The 15,957-nt window shown below is 67.8% G+C and carries 15 protein-coding genes and 1 rRNA gene (1 of these 16 running past the window's edge); 2 read left to right on the top strand and 14 right to left on the bottom strand.

What is annotated here, in order from left to right:
• Positions 1–150 (bottom strand): 16S ribosomal RNA (locus tag C466_RS05520); it reaches 1,333 nt to the left of the window's first position.
• 750 nt (positions 151–900) lie between these two features.
• Between C466_RS05520 and C466_RS05515 the strand changes: the two genes are divergently transcribed.
• Positions 901–1,461, top strand: coding sequence for a TATA-box-binding protein (locus tag C466_RS05515; protein ID WP_004046033.1), 561 nt, complete (start codon positions 901–903; stop codon positions 1,459–1,461).
• A gap of 123 nt (positions 1,462–1,584) precedes the next feature.
• Here C466_RS05515 and C466_RS05510 read toward each other — a convergent pair whose 3' ends face one another.
• From C466_RS05510 to C466_RS05495, 4 genes are all read right to left on the bottom strand, one after another.
• Entirely contained in the window at positions 1,585–2,790 is a 1,206-nt protein-coding gene (locus C466_RS05510; protein WP_004598511.1) for a Cdc6/Cdc18 family protein, read from the bottom strand.
• A 904-nt stretch (positions 2,791–3,694) separates the two neighbouring features.
• Positions 3,695–4,510, bottom strand: a complete 816-nt coding sequence (locus C466_RS05505; RefSeq protein ID WP_004598510.1) for a DUF7839 domain-containing protein — start codon at positions 4,508–4,510, stop codon at positions 3,695–3,697.
• Between the two features lie 124 nt (positions 4,511–4,634).
• A complete protein-coding gene (locus tag C466_RS05500; protein ID WP_004598509.1) occupies positions 4,635–6,887 on the bottom strand; it encodes an NADP-dependent malic enzyme in 2,253 nt (750 codons plus the stop codon).
• A gap of 227 nt (positions 6,888–7,114) precedes the next feature.
• Positions 7,115–8,221 carry a DUF7544 domain-containing protein gene (locus C466_RS05495; protein ID WP_004598508.1) on the bottom strand — a complete coding sequence of 369 codons (1,107 nt, stop codon included), beginning with the start codon at positions 8,219–8,221 and terminating at the stop codon, positions 7,115–7,117.
• 110 nt (positions 8,222–8,331) lie between these two features.
• On the opposite strand from C466_RS05495, the gene C466_RS05490 reads away from it, so the two are divergent.
• Positions 8,332–9,195 (top strand): DUF7117 family protein, encoded by an 864-nt coding sequence (locus C466_RS05490; protein WP_004598507.1) that lies wholly within the window; start codon positions 8,332–8,334, stop codon positions 9,193–9,195.
• 39 nt (positions 9,196–9,234) lie between these two features.
• On the opposite strand, the gene C466_RS05485 is transcribed toward C466_RS05490, so the two are convergent.
• From C466_RS05485 to C466_RS05445, 9 genes are all read right to left on the bottom strand, one after another.
• Positions 9,235–9,960 (bottom strand): fumarylacetoacetate hydrolase family protein, encoded by a 726-nt coding sequence (locus tag C466_RS05485; protein ID WP_004598506.1) that lies wholly within the window; start codon positions 9,958–9,960, stop codon positions 9,235–9,237.
• A 54-nt stretch (positions 9,961–10,014) separates the two neighbouring features.
• On the bottom strand, positions 10,015–10,449 hold the full coding sequence (locus C466_RS05480; RefSeq protein WP_004598505.1) for a hypothetical protein: 435 nt from the start codon (positions 10,447–10,449) through the stop codon (positions 10,015–10,017).
• Complete coding sequence (locus C466_RS05475; RefSeq protein WP_004598504.1) at positions 10,449–10,904, bottom strand: hypothetical protein; 456 nt, start codon at positions 10,902–10,904, stop codon at positions 10,449–10,451. The genes C466_RS05480 and C466_RS05475 overlap by 1 nt, the downstream gene beginning before the upstream one ends.
• On the bottom strand, positions 10,901–11,182 hold the full coding sequence (locus tag C466_RS05470) for a ubiquitin-like small modifier protein 1 (RefSeq protein ID WP_004598503.1): 282 nt from the start codon (positions 11,180–11,182) through the stop codon (positions 10,901–10,903). The genes C466_RS05475 and C466_RS05470 overlap by 4 nt, the downstream gene beginning before the upstream one ends.
• Positions 11,183–11,259: 77 nt before the next feature.
• Positions 11,260–11,643: a hypothetical protein gene (locus tag C466_RS05465; RefSeq protein ID WP_004598502.1), complete on the bottom strand. Its 384-nt coding sequence runs from the start codon at positions 11,641–11,643 to the stop codon at positions 11,260–11,262.
• A gap of 36 nt (positions 11,644–11,679) precedes the next feature.
• Entirely contained in the window at positions 11,680–12,552 is an 873-nt protein-coding gene (locus C466_RS05460) for an alpha/beta hydrolase (RefSeq protein WP_004598501.1), read from the bottom strand.
• Entirely contained in the window at positions 12,549–13,547 is a 999-nt protein-coding gene (locus C466_RS05455) for a phosphate signaling complex PhoU family protein (RefSeq protein ID WP_004598500.1), read from the bottom strand. The genes C466_RS05460 and C466_RS05455 overlap by 4 nt, the downstream gene beginning before the upstream one ends.
• Before the next feature lie 193 nt (positions 13,548–13,740).
• Entirely contained in the window at positions 13,741–14,688 is a 948-nt protein-coding gene (locus C466_RS05450; RefSeq protein ID WP_004598499.1) for a D-2-hydroxyacid dehydrogenase, read from the bottom strand.
• A gap of 78 nt (positions 14,689–14,766) precedes the next feature.
• Positions 14,767–15,954, bottom strand: a complete 1,188-nt coding sequence (locus tag C466_RS05445) for a cystathionine gamma-synthase (RefSeq protein WP_004598498.1) — start codon at positions 15,952–15,954, stop codon at positions 14,767–14,769.
• Between the last annotated feature and the right edge of the window lie 3 nt (positions 15,955–15,957).

Below are 15,957 nucleotides of genomic sequence, written 5' to 3'. Positions count from 1 at the left end.
CTATTAGCCTCAGTTTCCCGAGGGTATTGTGTTCCGAAGGGTAGTTTGGCCACGTGTTACTGAGCTATTCGCCACGAGTCTGAACTCGTGCGACTAGCATGGCTAAATCGGATCCCAATAGCAATGGCCTCCGGCAGGATCAACCGGAATGAATAACCTTCGAGCCTGATTCCCGGCTCGAAGGGGGTGTTGGCGGGTGTCAATCTCGTTGAAGACGAGAGTTGACACACCATTGCATTGGTCTGTGTNATTCCCGGCTCGAAGGGGGTGTTGGCGGGTGTCAATCTCGTTGAAGACGAGAGTTGACACACCATTGCATTGGTCTGTGTGGTGTCCGGTACATCCAACGGCTTGGATGACACCGAACGACCACGGCTCACATCAGATCACCGCTTACGCCGGAGCGCAGGGGGCGTGATCCTCATTGGGTGAGTCGGTCGAGCCGACTCTGCGAAACCGGGCCGAGTTGAACGGCCCGAGTCCGCGGTGCGTTCTTCGCGTATTGACCGAACGGGCTTATACACTTAAGCACGTCGGAACGCTTTGACCGGCCGCGTCAACGGCCGGTCGGTGCCCCTTCGTCGGGGGCGCCTCGCATTTCTTCGAATGCCCGGGTTGTACTTAACCCCGTCGAAGCATCTACGCTACGTCATGCGGTTTCATGGGGCAGTTCACAACGAGTTGAACCATCTGTGAGTGGTGGCGGACGGAGACGGCCGGCGTCAGCGAGCGGTCGGATGGGAACTCGAAATCGGGAGATGTATCAACATAATATCATAGAATCTCAGGCTACGCGAGGTCTCTCGCGTACGCGGGATGAGAGATAATCCGTTTCGGGACGGACCGGTCGTTTATACCACGGGCGTTTATAAGGGAGGGGGACACATATAAAAGCGAACGATGACGAACCCTGCAGACTCGATCGAGATTCAGAACGTTGTTGCATCGACGGGTATCGGCCAGGAGCTCGATTTGGAGGCGCTCGCGGAAGACCTCCCGGGTGCGGATTTCAACCCGGACAACTTCCCTGGCCTCGTGTACCGGACCCAGGAGCCGAAGGCGGCCGCGCTCATCTTCCGCTCGGGGAAGATCGTCTGTACGGGCGCGAAGAGTATCGACGACGTCCACGAGGCGCTCGGGATCATATTCGAGAAGCTGCGCGGCCTCCAGATCCCCGTCGAAGACGACCCGGAGATCACCGTTCAGAACATCGTGTCGAGCGCGGACCTCGGGCACAACCTCAACCTCAACGCCCTCGCGATCGGGCTCGGCCTCGAAGACGTCGAGTACGAACCGGAGCAGTTCCCCGGACTCGTTTACCGGATGGACGAACCCGAAGTCGTCATCCTGCTCTTCGGGAGCGGAAAGATCGTTATCACCGGCGGCAAGCGGACCGACGACGCCGAGGAAGCAGTCGAGGAGATCGTCGAGCGCATCGAAGGGCTCGGCCTGCTCGGCTGAGGTTGAATCGATCGGTCTGTTCGGTTACCACTGGCTCGATAAAAGTCGGTGGTCGGTGTCGAGCCGCCGTCAGTCACCGTCGGGTGGCGGTCGATCAACGTCGGGCGGCCGAGTGCGGTTCGGTTACGCTTCGGCGTCGTCCTCGGTGAGAACCTCTTTGACGACGCTCGGGTCCTCGAGAAGCTGGTGTTTGGTGTAGCTTCCCTCGGCGCTACCGCCGCTGTGTTTCGACTGTTCGATGATGTCGAGGAACGCGTGTTCCTTCAGGAGGTCGCGGACGCGTCGCAGCGAGAGGCTGTCGGAGCCCTCCTGTCGACAGATGTTCTCGTAGATCTCGTACACGCGACTCGTCCGGAATCCGTCCTGTCGACCGTTCGAAAGCGAGAGCAGCGCGAGCGCCTGAAGCACGTACCGCGAGTGCGGGGTGGAGCCTCGGATGAGCTCCCGGAAGCGATCGGTTTCGGCACGCTCGCGCGCCTGCGTAACGAACTCCTCGCGGACCGTGGGTTCGCCGTTCGCCTGCGCGATCTCGCCCGCGTATCGGAGGATGTCGATGGCCTTCCGCGCGTCGCCGTGTTCGCGCGCGGCGAGCGCAGCGGCGCGGGGGATCGTCGACGGTTCGAGCACGTCGTCGTGGAACGCGTCCGCGCGCGCCTGCATGATCTCTCGTAGCTGATTCGCGTCGTAGGGCGGGAAGACGAACTCGCGTTCACAGAGGCTCGACTTGACGCGCTCGTCCATCCGGTCTTTGTACTGGATCTTGTTGCTGATCCCGACGACACCGAGCTTACAGTCGGTGATCTTTCCGGCCTCGCCCGCGCGGGACAGCTGCATCAGGATGGCGTCGTCGTCGAGCTTGTCGATCTCGTCGAGCAGGATCAGAACGACGTCGTACCGCTGGTCGAGGATCCGCCAGAGCCGCTTGTAGTACGTGGAGGTAGAGAGTCCCTTGTCGGGAACGTTGATCCCGGTCTCCTCGGGATCGTTGACGCCCTCGGCGATCGTCTGGACCGCCTGCGTCTCCGTGGTGTCCTGCGCGCAGTCGACGTAGGCGAACGTCGCCGTGACGCCCTCCTCGCTCGCGGTCGAGACGAGTCGCTTGGAGACGTACTTCGCACACAGCGACTTCCCCGTACCAGTCTTCCCGTAGATGAGGACGTTGCTCGGGCTCTGCCCGAAGATGGCCGGATTGACCGCCGTCGCCAAGTCGGCGATCTCGTCGTCTCGGCCGACGATTCGGCCCTCACCCGGCAGGTGACTGATCTCGAGGAGCTCCTTGTTCGCGAAGATGGGGTCCTCCCTCGTGAAGAGGTCGTCCGCTGCGTCCATGAGAGAGACACCGGGTTTCCGGTGAAATGAGTTCTGTTTCGCGGCCGGGTGTGGGGCGCGGTCGTGAGGCGGAGTCGTGGGGCGACCGGAGGACGGGTTGGTCGGTCGAGACACACACCACGTTTCCGGTGAAAATGGGGGTTGGGTGGGAGGGTCGGATGGGTGGGAGAGTTAGGATGGGTGGGAGGGGTGGTCGGCCGAGGGATGACCGAGAGGGTTAGTCGGAAGGGGTCTGGAGAGGTAGGTTAAGAGGTGTTAACGGGCTGTTCAGGGCGGGACCCTCGGACAACCGAGGTCGACGCGATTAGAACGACAGAGAGCCAACCGGCCGAAACAGACCGAATGGGAAACACGCCACCAGAGTGAACGGACGACGAGAATTCGCACCAATCAGCGGGAGTGAAGCCGGAATGAAACAAGTGCGACACGAGAGAAACACGAGAGAAACACGAGAGCGCGTAAAGGAGACATTAGTAGATAGCGCCAGACAGCAGAACGACTTGAACAGGGAGACCGAGACCAGCAACGAGGGGGGCGATTGCCAGCCTATTTCACCGGAAATGCGGTGTTCGATGGAGGTGTCAGACGAGTCTATCACGGGGGAGACCACGTTTCCGATGAAACACACTGTATGGCTCGGCAAGCCTTCGCCAATTGGCTTGGCGAGCTTTACTCTGGATCAGATAATAAAACCCGTTGTTTTGGATCGGTCAGAGTTCTCGGACAAGATACCCCGCCCACCCAACAACCACACCAACCCAAACCCCGATTTCACCGGAAACACGGTGTGCCTCTCCGCTCGTTTCGGCCACTACTCGTATCGCCCTCAAATCGAACCCGTCCCCACACGCTCTTCTCCCCACACCCAGTCTTCACGGCGCAGCGCTCGGGCTCGGTGACCGACTCAGCGATCGAGGGAGTCGCGAACCTCGTACCGCACGCCGTCTTCACGGAGCCGCGTCGTGTGCCGAGAGAGTTCGTCGGTCGACACGAGCAAGAGTACGTCCAGCCCGCGAAGGGCGGCCTGTGAGACGCCCGTCGCCGACCCGAACCGCACGTCGGGCGGCAGCCCGGTACGGGTCGCGAGGGCATAGGCTTCGGTTCCGCCGACCGCGACGAGGTCCGCCTCTGTGGCGCGGTCCCTGATCACGTCCGGAGAGGGCGGATCGCCTTCGGTCACGGCGGGGACGGGGACGACCGTCACCACGCCCGGATCGTACTCAACGACGCCTTCGAAGTCGGTGACGCCGACCGCCTCTCCCGGCTCGCCGCCCGTGACGACGACCGCCGTCGCCGCCGAACCGCCCTCGGGGACGGCGTGTAACACGCCGTCGCGCATCTCCAGTCCGACGTCGTCCCCCTCTTCGAGCGCGTCGGTCGCCACCGCGGCGTCGACGTCGACGCTCCCCAAGACGTCGTCGGACACCCGAGAAACGAACTCCGAGAGGGCGTCGGTCCGCGTGATGATCCAGTCGACGCCCTCCTTCGTCACCTCGTACCGACCGCGACCGCGCTTCTCCACGAACCCGCCGTCGACCAGATCGCGGACGTAGTCGCTGACCGCCTGCGACGTCACGCCGATGACGTCGGCGATCTCCTCCTGGCTCACCGCCGGCTGTCGCGCGGCGATCTCGACGAGAACCCGGTACCGTGTCGCGTCGCGCCTGTTGTCGAGCACTCGCGGCCCGGTCGATTCGTCCGGATCCTCGCTCGGTCCCATACCAATACTGTCGTAGTCGGAAACAAGTAAAATTGGTGTGCCGAGCGGCGGGGCACGCGCGACGATTATCGACCACCAAGACAGCCTCGACGGACGCTCCCGCAGCCGGGGGACGCTCGGAGAACTACTCCTGCGCGTCCACGACGGCGACGCTGGCCAGGTTGACGATATCTTTCACCTCGTCGCCCCGCTGGAGGACGTGGACCGGCTCGTCCATCCCGACGAGCATCGGTCCGATGGCCTCGGCGCCGCCGAGGCGCTGGAGCAGCTTGTACCCGATGTTCCCGGCTTCGAGGTTCGGGAACACGAGGACGTTGGCGGCCTCGTCGAGCTGGGAGAACTCGTAGGTCCCGTTGAGGATGTCGTCGACGACCGCGGTGTCGGCCTGCATCTCCCCGTCGACCGGGAAGTCGACCGCGTCGTCGGACTGGAGGATGTCGACCGCGTCGCGCGGCTTCCGCGTCCCCTCGTTGTCGACGCTCCCGAAGTTGGAGTACGACAGCATCGCCGCGCGGGGTTCGACGTTGAACCGGCGCGCGAGGTCGGCGGTGTGTCGCGTGACCTCCGCCAGCGTCTCCGCGTCCGGGTCCTGATTGACCGTCGTGTCCGCACAGAAGATGACCCGGTTTTTGAACGTGAGCATGTACACGCCGGCGACGGTGTCGGTGTCGGCCGCGGATCCGACTATCTGGAGCGGCGGCCGGAGCGCGGACGGGTAGTGGTGGGTGAGCCCGGTGAGCATCGCGTCGACGTCGCCGGTCTCGACCATCACGCTCCCCAGATAGTTCGTGTCCCGCTTCACCAGGTCGTCAGCTTCGCGCTTCGTGATTCCCTTGCGCTTCCGGAGCTCGTACAGCCGGTCGCCGTACCCGGAGACGTCCCGGTCGTCGGGGTCGACTACTTCGGGGCGGAACGAGAGGCCGAGTTCGGCCGCGGTCTGCGAGATGGTATCGGCGTCACCGAGAAGCACCGGCTCGGCGATCCCCTGCTCGGAGAGCTGGTAAGCCGCGCGGATCATCTTCTCGTCGGTGCCTTCCGCGAGGGCAATCCGCTTGGGGTCGCTCTTGGCTTTGTTCAACACGACCCGCATCATCTCGCGGGACTTCCCGAGCCGCGCTTCGAGCCGCTCTCGGTACTTCTCTAAGTCGATCTCGGCCCGCGCCGACCCGGACTCCATCGCAGCTTCCGCGACGCGCGGGGCCACCTCGAACAGCACCCGCGGGTCGAGCGGCTTCGGGATGACGTAGTCGGGGCCGAACTGGAGCGGCTCGTCGCCGTACGCCTTCACGACCGCGTCCGGCACGTCCTTGCGCGCGAGGTCGGCGAGCGCCTCCGCGGCGGCCGCCTTCATCTCCTCGTTGATCTCGGTCGCACGCACGTCGAGCGCCCCGCGGAAGAGGAACGGGAACCCGAGCACGTTGTTCACCATGTTCGGGTAGTCCGACCGGCCCGTCGCCATGATCACCGTGTCGTCGCGCGCGTCTTTCGCGTCCTCGTAGGTGATCTCCGGGTCGGGGTTCGCCATCGCGAAGATGATCGGGTCGTCGCCCATCGAGCGGACCATCTCCTGCGAGACGATCCCGCCGACGGAGAGCCCGACGAACACGTCCGCGCCCTCCATCGCGTCCGCGAGGTCGCCGCCCTCGACCGGCGTGGCGAACTGGCTCTTGTACTCGTTGACCTCGCCGGCCTCGACGCGCTCCTCGGTGATGATCCCGGAGGAGTCGCACATCGTGATGTTCTCCTTGCGCGCGCCCAGCGAGACGTAGAACCGGGCCGTCGCGATGGCCGACGCGCCGGCGCCCGAGAAGACGATGTCGAGCTCCGAGAGGTCCTTATCGGAGATGTCGACGGCGTTCATCAGCGCCGCGCCGGAGATGATCGCGGTGCCGTGCTGGTCGTCGTGGAACACCGGGACGTCCATCTCCTCGCGGAGCCGCTCCTCGATTTTGAAGCACTCGGGCGCCTTGATGTCCTCGAGGTTGATCCCGCCGAACGTCGGCTCCATCGCCTTTACCGCCTCGCAGAACGGGTCGACGGAGTCGATGTCGAGCTCGATGTCGAACACGTCGATGTCGGCGAACCGCTTGAACAGCACCCCCTTACCCTCCATGACGGGCTTCGAGGCGGCCGCGCCGATGTCGCCGAGTCCGAGGACGGCCGAGCCGTTCGAGACGACGGCGACGAGGTTCCCCTTCGCCGTGTACTCGAAGACGGACTCGGGGTCGGCCGCGATATCGCGACACGGCGCCGCGACGCCCGGCGAGTACGCCAGCGAGAGGTCTCGCTGCGTGTTCGTGGGCTTCGTGGTCTCGATCGCTATCTTTCCGGGCGGCTCCTGTCGGTGGTACTCCCTCGCGTCGTCGTCCAGTCCCATGTCTCTCTCCATTCGTGAACGGAGTAAAAAGGTATCCGATGGTGTCGAATATACGATTCGACGTTCGACGATCATTCGACAACGCCCCAACGGTACCGAGAGCCCCCGACGACGGGCGCCAACCGACGAATCTCTCCCCCACGACGGGCGCCAACCGACGAATCTCTCCCCCACGACGGGCGCCGACCGACGGATCACTCCCCCGACGACGCACGCCGACCGACGGATCACTCCCCGATCGGCTCCGATTCGTCGCGCGCGACGAGCGTCGATGCCAGCGGCGCCAGTTCGGGATCGATCCCGGCGAGCGTCGAGACCTCGTAGGCGGTCAGGTACGCGCGCGCCACCAGCCGAACCGGGAGCGTCGCGACCACGACGGCGACGACGGCGCAGACGAGAACGGCCGCGAGAGCGATCGCCCCTGCGGTCGTCCCGAACAGCGCCTCGACTCCTCCGAGCGGAACCGCCGCGAGGAGGAGCGCGACGAGGGCCGTCACGGCGACGAGGCCGCCGACGAGCGCGACGGCGACGGCCTGAAGGATCCTGACGCCGGCGGTGAGGACGGCGTGAACCACGAGATAAGCGACGACGTCGCTCCACGAATCGCGGAGCGACGCCCAGACCGCACGCCACCCGGCGAGCACTCCAACGTCGCGGGCGACCATCGCGGGGGCGATGAACTCGAACGTGAGCCGGGACCCGACGGTCCCGAACAGCGCGACCCCGAACGCGGTCACCCCGAGCGCACCGAGCGCGACGGACGCGATCGTCGACGATCCGGGGAAGCCGCCGAGCGAGACGCCGACCGCGCGCAACGCCGCGGGGTCGACGGCGACGACGAGCGCGAGCACGGAGATCCCGGTCGCGACCGCGAGGAGCGTCGAAACGGCGAGCAGCCCCAGCGCCTGCCGGAACCGATCGCGGAACGGCCGCCAGAGTGCGACCTGGTTCGTCGCGAGCGCGTCGTAGAAGGCGAGCCGGAAGGCGATCGAACACGCGACGAGCGCGACTGCGCCGAGCGCCGCGCTGACCGCGATCCCGGCCAGCAGCGCGACGTCGAGTCCGGCGAGCCGCTCGGCGCCCGTACTCACGACGCGCACGATCCCCGCCGGCACCGACTCTGTTTCCGTCGGAGCGAACTCGCTCCAAGCGCCGACCCCGCCGGTCGAGGCGCCGAGCGGCGACGAGCCGGTCCACGACGCTCCGGTGCCCCCGCCGGCCATCACGAGCGCGAGGAACGCGAGCTTCGCCCACCGGACCGCCTCGAAGGGAAAGAGGAGCCGCCGCGTCGCGTCGACGGCGCGGTCGAGCGCGTCGACGGCGTGCCAAGTCATACCGACCGTTCGCCGGAGAGCGTGAAATAGGCTGGCAACTGAACGATCGTCTCCCGAGCCTCCACCGTCGACCCGCAGTCGTTTAGGGCGGACGCGACGAACCACCTCACATGAAGGTCCGCGGCGAACGCGAGTGCCAGTCCTGCGGCACGCGGTGGTCGTACTACGAGACGGGCTCCGTCGCGTGTCCGAGCTGCGGCGACCTCCGCAGCGTCGGCGTCGACGCCCGCACCGCCCACACCGACACCTCCGTCTCGCTCGACCTCTCCGGCCATCGCGAACGGTTCGGGGACGCGCCCGAGACCCTCCCCCGATCCGGGGTCGACGACCTCCAGTCCGACCTCCGGGAGTACTGCCGGAAGCGCGGGTTCATCGACGGCGGCCGGCTCGCGCCGCTCGACGAGACGTACCTCGCGGCCCGCGAACTGCTGGAGGCCGTCGACTGCTTCGAGCGACTGCGCGACCCGACCGACGCCGACCGCGAGTACCTCCTCGCGCTGCTCGCCGGCGCCGATGACGGCGACCGACCGCCGGCCGACGAGGTCCCGACCGCGCTCCGCGAGGCCCGGGGGATGGCGGCCGTGCGCGCGGTCGAGGCGTACCGGAGCGACGCGCTCGACTTCCTCGACGAACTCGAAGCCGGCGCCGAGCGGAGCGAAACCGAGCAAAGCGATGAGAACGCCGATGACGGAAGCGACGCCGAAAACGACGACGCCCCGACGGTCACCGTCGACGGGGAGAATCCGGAAGCGAGGATCGGCCCCGCCCGCGACGCGTTCGAGCGCCTCCGCGACCGCGTCACGCGCGTCGACGCGCTCGGCGGCGACGTGCCGCCCGCGGCCGCGGACGCCCTCGTCGAGGCCGCCGACGCGCTCGGTGCGTACGTCCGAACCGGCGACGAGACGGCGCTAACGAACGCCGACGACCTGATCGACGACGCGAGCGTCGACGACCTCGACCCGGCGGATCGCTGAGACCCACCGGACTCTCTCTTTTGCCGGCCCCGGAGACGCTTACTCCCCGTCCGGCGCGACCACCGCGTTCGAGAGCGTCCCGACCCCCTCGTAGGTGATCTCGACGCGCTCGCCGGGCTCGACGAGCCCGGGGTTCGCGGGACTGCCGAACGCGACGCAGTCACCCGGCTCGAACGTGAACCGCTTCGAGAGGTACGAGACGATTTCGTGCGGGCCGAACAGCATCAGCTCCGTGTTGGCGTCCTGTCTCCTCTCGCCGCCCACGGTCGTCTCGATGTCGAGTTCCGTCGGGTCCACGTCGGTCTCGATCCACGGCCCGAGCGGCGCCGAGCCGTCGAACGCCTTGCGCGCGGTCCGCCCCTGCTGGTCGAGCGCGTCGACGTCGTTCATGACCGTGTAGCCGCGCACCGCGTCCGGGACGTCCTCGGGGTCGAGGTCGCGACAGCGCTCGTCGATCACGGCGACCAGTTCGCCGGCGTACGTCAGCTCGTCGGTCCACTCGGGATACCGGATCGCCTCGCCGTGCGCGAGCAGGCTCGCTGGCGGTTTGATGAAGAAGTCCGGCTCTTCGGGCCGCTCGTACTCCATCTGGTCGAGCGTCTCGGCGTAGTTCCGACCGACGCAGTACAGCGCGCTTGGGTCGCACGGCGGGAGCAGTCGCCCGTCGCGACCGACCTCGTAGCGGCCGTCGTCGGCGACGACCGCGCCGTCGACGTAGCGGCCGGCGACGGGTCCGTCGGGGGTGAGCAGTCGAGCGAGTCGCATGTGGGAACGTCTCCGTAGCGGTCCGAAAAGGCGTCGGTGACGGCAGCGCCCGGATCAGTCGCCGTCTGCGTTCGGCTCGTCGCCGTTCGTCTCCGCTTCATCTCCTCCCTCGACGCCGATGACGACGCCCGACCGGATCTCCAGCGCGGTGTCGAACTCCTCCCGGCGACCGCTCCCGGAGCCGATCCGCTCGACCGCGGCCTCGTGGGCGCGGACCACCGCGTCGCGCTCGCGCTCGGTGAGCCCGACGCGGTCGGCCACCGCCTCCCAGTGGTCCGGCTCGACGAGGAACGTCTCGCGCTCCGGCTCGGCCGCGATCCGCTCGTAGCGCCGGCGATACGCGTCGATTCTGGGACCCAGATCGGCTTGGACGCGCGCGAGCAGCGCCGGCACGCGCGCGGCCGGGACGCTCGCGAGAGCCGCCGTCTTCACCAGCGCGGTACCCTCGATCGGATACGACCCCGGGTCCTGTTCGGCGTCGTCGGACATCACCCGCCGGCGCGCATCGCCTTCTGCCGGTACTTCGGGAGCAGTTCGGCGAGGACATCGGGGTCGCCGGCGAACTCGGCGGTCACCTCGGTGAGTTTGATCGCGGCCGCCGCGGTCACCTTCTCGGCGCTGAGCGTCACTCGCCAGCCGTCGCCGTCCACGCGGGTCGCCTCCGCGGGGTCGTCGGTCCCGACGAGCTCTCCGCCCAGATTGCGGAGGTAGTGGGCCGCGAGCCGCCGGGAGATGCCGCGGTAGGCCACGGTCTCGCGCTCCCATCCCTCCTCCGCGGGCGAGGGACCGGACGACTCGGCGCTCGCGTCGCCGTCGGCCTCTCCGGCCGCCGTGCCGTGACCCTCTCCACCCTCGGCCGCCGTACCGTGGTCTTCCCCACCCTCGGCCGCCGCCGTGCCGTCGCTACCGGCCTCCTCCGCAGTCGTCGACCCGTCGTCGCTCATGACCCCCCCGCGACCGGCGGGAACACGGAGAGCCGGTCGCCGTCCGCCATCGGTGTGTCGAGCCCGTCGAGGTGGAGCACCTCGCGGCCGTTCTTCAGGACGTTGATCTGCGGGGCGAGGTCGCCGTCGACGATCAGTCGGCCCTCCATCCCCTCGTACTCCGACTCCAGTTCGCGCAACACGTCGCCGACCGTGGAGCCGTCGGCGAACTCCGCGTTCACCGTCTTCCCGCCGGCGGCCTCGCGAAACGTCGCGAAGAACCGCAGTTCCAGTTCCATACCCGTACGTCGTGTCGCGGCGGCTTAAAAGCGGCCGGCCGCGGAAGGCGACGGCCGCGAAGTGGACGCGTCGCCGGCTACAGGTCCGACAGCCGGATCCCGTCCTCGACCAGCCGGAAGTTGCGCTCGCGGTCGAGGTCGTCGGCGAGCCACTCGTGGTCGTACAGCTGGCCGATGAGTTCGAGGTAGAGGTTGCGCCACGCGATCGCGTAGATGGGCGACTGCCCCCACGCGCGCAGCTCCGGAACGAACTCGTGGTACGTGCTCGCCTGCGACTCCATGCGCTCCACCGCGTCGGCGACGACCTCGGCCGCCTCGTCCGGCTCCGCCTCGTCGAGCGCGTCGTTCAACCGCGACTGGATGCCGGTGATGGCGCGTCGCATGTCTCGTTCGGCGGTCCCCTCCTCCTCCGGGAGCGACTCGACGACGCCCCTCGGCACGCCGAGTTCGATCTCTGGCATGCGATCCACTCGGGGGAGCGCGGTCAAAAAACCCGCTCACCCGGCAACGACGGGCGCGCCGGAGCGGACGGCGCCCGGAGCGCGGTCCGAAACCGATCGCGACGGGCCGTCGCGGGTCACCGCGCCCCGTTCCGAGAGCCACGTTCCGGTCGCGTTCCCGACCGCCTCGCGGCTTGCGTCCGGCGACAGCGACGCGGGATCGTCGCCGGGCTGTGGTCCGTACGCTCCGAATCCGGCGTGGTTGACGCCGTCGAGTTCGACGACCCGAGCGTCCGCCGGGAGGTTCGACCGAGACGCGCGCTCGCGCTCGGCGTCGATCACCCCGTCGGCGCCGCCCAAGACCGAGAGCGCGTCGAGGCCGCTCTCGGAGACGTCGCGATCGCAGTACGCGGCGTGGAGGACGAGCGCGTCGTACGCCTCGGCGTTTCCGGCCGCGTGTCGACAGGCCATGGCGCCGCCGAGCGAGTGGCCGCCGACCGCCCACGCGTCCACCTCGGGGTAACGTTCGCGGACGCGATCGGCGCGGTCCGGCGCGAGGACAGCCAGGTTGAGCGGGGCGTCGACCACGACGACGAACGCGTCGCGATCGGACGCCGCCACGATCTCTGCGGCGGTGGGAACGTAACTCTCGTGTGCCACCCGCCCGCCCGGATAGTAGACGAGCCCGACTGTCGATGACGTCACCGGCCCGTCGCGGACCGCGGTCCCGACCGCCGTCCGATCGACGGAGACGTTCGGGTCGGCCTCGACCGCCGCGACCGCGTCCGCGTCCGGCCCCAGTCCGGCGGCGAAGTACGCGGCGCCGCCGGCGACGACGATCGCGACGAGGAGGACGACCGCACCTCCGACGAGCGCGAGCGTCCGGCGCCGGGGCAGTCGGCGCACCATCGCGTCGAGGGCGTCCCTCACGGCGTCGGCGCGGCCTTCTGGAGGGCCGTCTCGGCGATGTTACCGCCGTAGTCGGCCGACCGGAGGACGGAGTCGACGACGAGCCCCAGCAGCTGTGCGCGCGTCGGGTCGAGGTCGCGGAGGCGCTCGTCGATGGAGCGCACGCGCTCGTCGATCGCTCTGACGCCGGTCCGCGCCTCGTTGGCTCGGCGGGTCGCGGCGTCGGTGTCGTCGTCGAACAGCGCGTCCATCGCCGCGTCGATCACGTCGACCGCGTCGCCGTGGAGGTCGCGCACGGCGTCGACGACCTCGTCGGGAAGCGGCTCGTCGATGTTCAGCGTCAGGTGCGCGATCTTCGTCGCGTGGTCGCCGATCCGCTCCAGCTGGCGGGCGCTGGAGTGGTAGTCGAAACACTCCTCGCGCGGGAGGCCGAGTTCCTCGGCGGCCTTCGGCGTCCGCAGCGTGGCGCGGAAGATCCGCGAGACGACGAGCCACAGCCGGTCGAGGTCGTCGTCGCGGCCGATCACGTCGCGCGCGAGCTCGTGGTCGCGCTCGGCGAGCGCGGTGATCGCGTCGTCGAGCATCGACAGCGAGATCAGCCGCATCCGCGTGACAGCGTTGTGGATCGAAAGCTCCGACGAGTCGAGGAGATCCTGGACGACGACGCGGTCGCGCGTCTCCTCTAACACCTCCAAACCGACGAGGCTCTGGACCGCGTCCCGGATCGTCGACCGCTGCTCGGTGGTGATCTCCGCCCCCTCCAGTTCGATGACGTCGAACCCGCTGACGTACATCGTCGTCACCGCCCGGCGGAGCGCCTGGCCCGTCAGGTCGGCGATGTCCAGCGTTCCCCGGGTCCGCTCCGAATCGGACCGCGGCGTGAGGAACAGCGAGTCGCCGTCCGGGTGGAACTCGATCTCCGTCCCGGCCTCGACGCCGTTGTCGGTCGCCCACGTCTTCGGAATCGAGACGGTGTACGTCGAGCCGCCGGTGACCTGGACCTTCCGCGTTTCCATACCTCACCCTCGGGAACGGAACACCTTAATTTTGATCAAAATATATACCTCCGTTTTCCTGCGTCTGGGGTTTGATGGAGTCTCTTCTGTGTCGATAGGCGACTGACAAGGGCGATAGCGACGACATCGTTCGATTTAGAAGTACAAAATATATAGGAGTATATAGATTTATTTGGTCGGTCGCCGGACTCTTTCACACCACCCGGTTGCGGAGCTCGTCGCCGGCGTCAAGCCGCGCGACGTTGTCCGCGAGGATGTCCGCGACGCGCTCGTAGTATTCGGGCGTGTGGCCGGCGTTGTGCGGCGTGATCGTCGCGTTCGAGAGTCCCCACAGCGGGTGGTCCTCGGGGAGCGGCTCCGGGTCGGTGACGTCCAGCGCCGCGCCGCGGATGCGGTTGTTCCGGAGCTCCGTCACCAGGGCGTCGGTGTCGACGATCGGTCCGCGCGCGATGTTGACGAGGACGGCGTCGGGCCGCATCGTCCGGAGCGCGTCGGCGTCGACGAGCCCCCGCGTCGTCTCCGTGAGCGGACAGGCCAGCACGACGTACTCGGCGTCCGTGACGGCCTCGTGGAACTCGTCGAACCCGTACACCTCGTCGGTCGGGCCGCCCTTCTCGGGGGAGTAACGCACGCCGACCGTGTCGACGTCGAACGACGCCAGCCGGTCGACGACGGCCTGCCCGATGGCGCCGAGCCCGACCACGGCGACGGTCGAGCCGTACACCTCCGTGGTCTCGTAGGTGCGCCACTCGCGGCGGGACTGCTGGCGGTACGCCCGGTGGAACTGTCGCGCGTGCGCGATCATCGACCCGACGACGTGCTCGGCGATGTTCGGCCCGTGGACGCCGGAGGCGTTCGTCACGGCGACCCCGTGGTCGTCGAGCAGGTCGCGCGGCAGGTGGCCCGTCCCCGCGAACACGCAGGCGAAAAGCTCCAGCTCCTCGGCGGCCGCGAGCAGTTCCTCGTCGATGGTGAGCCCGACGGCGACCCGCGCGGTCCGGATCAGGTCGCGCTCCTCGGCCGGCGTCCGTGCCCGCGCGACCGTCGCGTCGGGGAGTCGCTCGCGGATCGCCGCCGCCAGTTCGTCGGGGCCCAGTCCGTGGATCGTCTGGCGAAGCACCAAGACGTCTGGATCGCTCATGGAGGCAGTCTCGGCGGCACCGATAAAAATGATGTCAGTCGTCAGACGCCGGTCGTGACCGCCCGGACGGTTAGACGCCTACGACAGCGCCGCGTCGAACGCCGCTTGGAGGTCGCCCTTCATGTCGTCGACGTGTTCGATCCCCACGGACACCCGGATGAGCCCGTCGGTGAGCCCGGCAGCGAGCCGCTCCTCGCGCGGGATCGCCGCGTGGGTCATCGCGGCGGGCTGCTCGATGAGGCTCTCGACGCCCCCGAGCGACTCCGCGAGCGTGAACACCTCCGTCTCGCTCACGACCGTCGACGCCTCGTCGAGGGTGCCGTCCAGCTCGAAGGAGAGCATGCCGCCGAAGTCGTCCATCTGCTCTGCCGCGAGCTCGTGGTCCGGGTGCGACTCCAGCCCGGGGTAGTAGACGCGCTCGACCGCCTCGTGTCCCTCCAGCCACTCGGCGAGTTCCATCGCGTTTTCGCAGTGACGGTCCATCCGGACCGGGAGCGTCTTCGTCCCGCGGAGGACGAGGAACGCGTCGAACGGGCCGGGCGTCGCGCCGACGGAGTTCTGATAGAAGCCGAGCCGCTCGTCCAGCTCCTCGTCGTCGACGATCAGGGCGCCGCCGATGGTGTCGGAGTGGCCGCCGAGGTACTTCGTCAGCGACTGGGAGACGACGTCCGCGCCGTGTTCGAGCGGGCGCTGGAGGTACGGCGTCGCGAACGTGTTGTCGACCGCGCAGAGCGCGTCGCGCTCGTGGGCGATGTCGGCGAGCGCGCCGATGTCGTTGACGTTCATCAGGGGGTTCGTCGGCGTCTCGACCCACACCAGCTCGGTCTCGTCGCGCATCGCGTCACGAACCGCGTCGTGGTCCGTGGTGTCGACGAAGCTGGTCTCGATGTCGTACTCGTCGTACACCTGCGTCAGGATGCGGTGCGTCCCGCCGTACACGTCGTCGCCGGCGACGACGTGGTCGCCCGCGGACAGCAGGTTGAGGACGGTGTTGATCGCGCCCATCCCCGAGGAGAAACAGCGGGCGTGACTGCCCGACTCCAGCGAGGCGAGGTTCGCCTCGAGGTCGCTGCGCGTCGGATTCCCCGTGCGACTGTACTCGTAGCCGCGGTGGTCGCCCGGCGCGTCCTGCTCGTACGTCGAGTTCGCGTGAATCGGCGTCATCAGCGCGCCCGTCTCCGGGTCCGGCTCCTGGCCGGCGTGGATCGCGCGGGTCTCGAAGCGGCGGTCGTTGTCGCCGTCGCGCTCGTCGGGTCGGTCGCTCATACC

The sequence above is a fragment of the Halorubrum distributum JCM 10118 genome, assembly GCF_000337335.1.
GTDB lineage: Archaea > Halobacteriota > Halobacteria > Halobacteriales > Haloferacaceae > Halorubrum > Halorubrum distributum.
This window is presented reverse-complemented; position numbering and strand designations above follow the sequence as displayed.

What these genes read in the sequence shown, in the direction of transcription:
- C466_RS05445 (WP_004598498.1), bottom strand. Translation starts at nt 15,954, where the DNA reads ATGAGCGACCGACCCGACGAGCGCGACGGCGACAACGACCGCCGCTTC.
- C466_RS05500 (WP_004598509.1), bottom strand. Translation starts at nt 6,887, where the DNA reads ATGGGACTGGACGACGACGCGAGGGAGTACCACCGACAGGAGCCGCCC.
- C466_RS05505 (WP_004598510.1), bottom strand. Translation starts at nt 4,510, where the DNA reads ATGGGACCGAGCGAGGATCCGGACGAATCGACCGGGCCGCGAGTGCTC.
- C466_RS05490 (WP_004598507.1), top strand. Translation starts at nt 8,332, where the DNA reads ATGAAGGTCCGCGGCGAACGCGAGTGCCAGTCCTGCGGCACGCGGTGG.
- C466_RS05470 (WP_004598503.1), bottom strand. Translation starts at nt 11,182, where the DNA reads ATGGAACTGGAACTGCGGTTCTTCGCGACGTTTCGCGAGGCCGCCGGC.
- C466_RS05480 (WP_004598505.1), bottom strand. Translation starts at nt 10,449, where the DNA reads ATGTCCGACGACGCCGAACAGGACCCGGGGTCGTATCCGATCGAGGGT.
- C466_RS05510 (WP_004598511.1), bottom strand. Translation starts at nt 2,790, where the DNA reads ATGGACGCAGCGGACGACCTCTTCACGAGGGAGGACCCCATCTTCGCG.
- C466_RS05515 (WP_004046033.1), top strand. Translation starts at nt 901, where the DNA reads ATGACGAACCCTGCAGACTCGATCGAGATTCAGAACGTTGTTGCATCG.
- C466_RS05450 (WP_004598499.1), bottom strand. Translation starts at nt 14,688, where the DNA reads ATGAGCGATCCAGACGTCTTGGTGCTTCGCCAGACGATCCACGGACTG.
- C466_RS05465 (WP_004598502.1), bottom strand. Translation starts at nt 11,643, where the DNA reads ATGCCAGAGATCGAACTCGGCGTGCCGAGGGGCGTCGTCGAGTCGCTC.
- C466_RS05485 (WP_004598506.1), bottom strand. Translation starts at nt 9,960, where the DNA reads ATGCGACTCGCTCGACTGCTCACCCCCGACGGACCCGTCGCCGGCCGC.
- C466_RS05475 (WP_004598504.1), bottom strand. Translation starts at nt 10,904, where the DNA reads ATGAGCGACGACGGGTCGACGACTGCGGAGGAGGCCGGTAGCGACGGC.
- C466_RS05455 (WP_004598500.1), bottom strand. Translation starts at nt 13,547, where the DNA reads ATGGAAACGCGGAAGGTCCAGGTCACCGGCGGCTCGACGTACACCGTC.
- C466_RS05495 (WP_004598508.1), bottom strand. Translation starts at nt 8,221, where the DNA reads ATGACTTGGCACGCCGTCGACGCGCTCGACCGCGCCGTCGACGCGACG.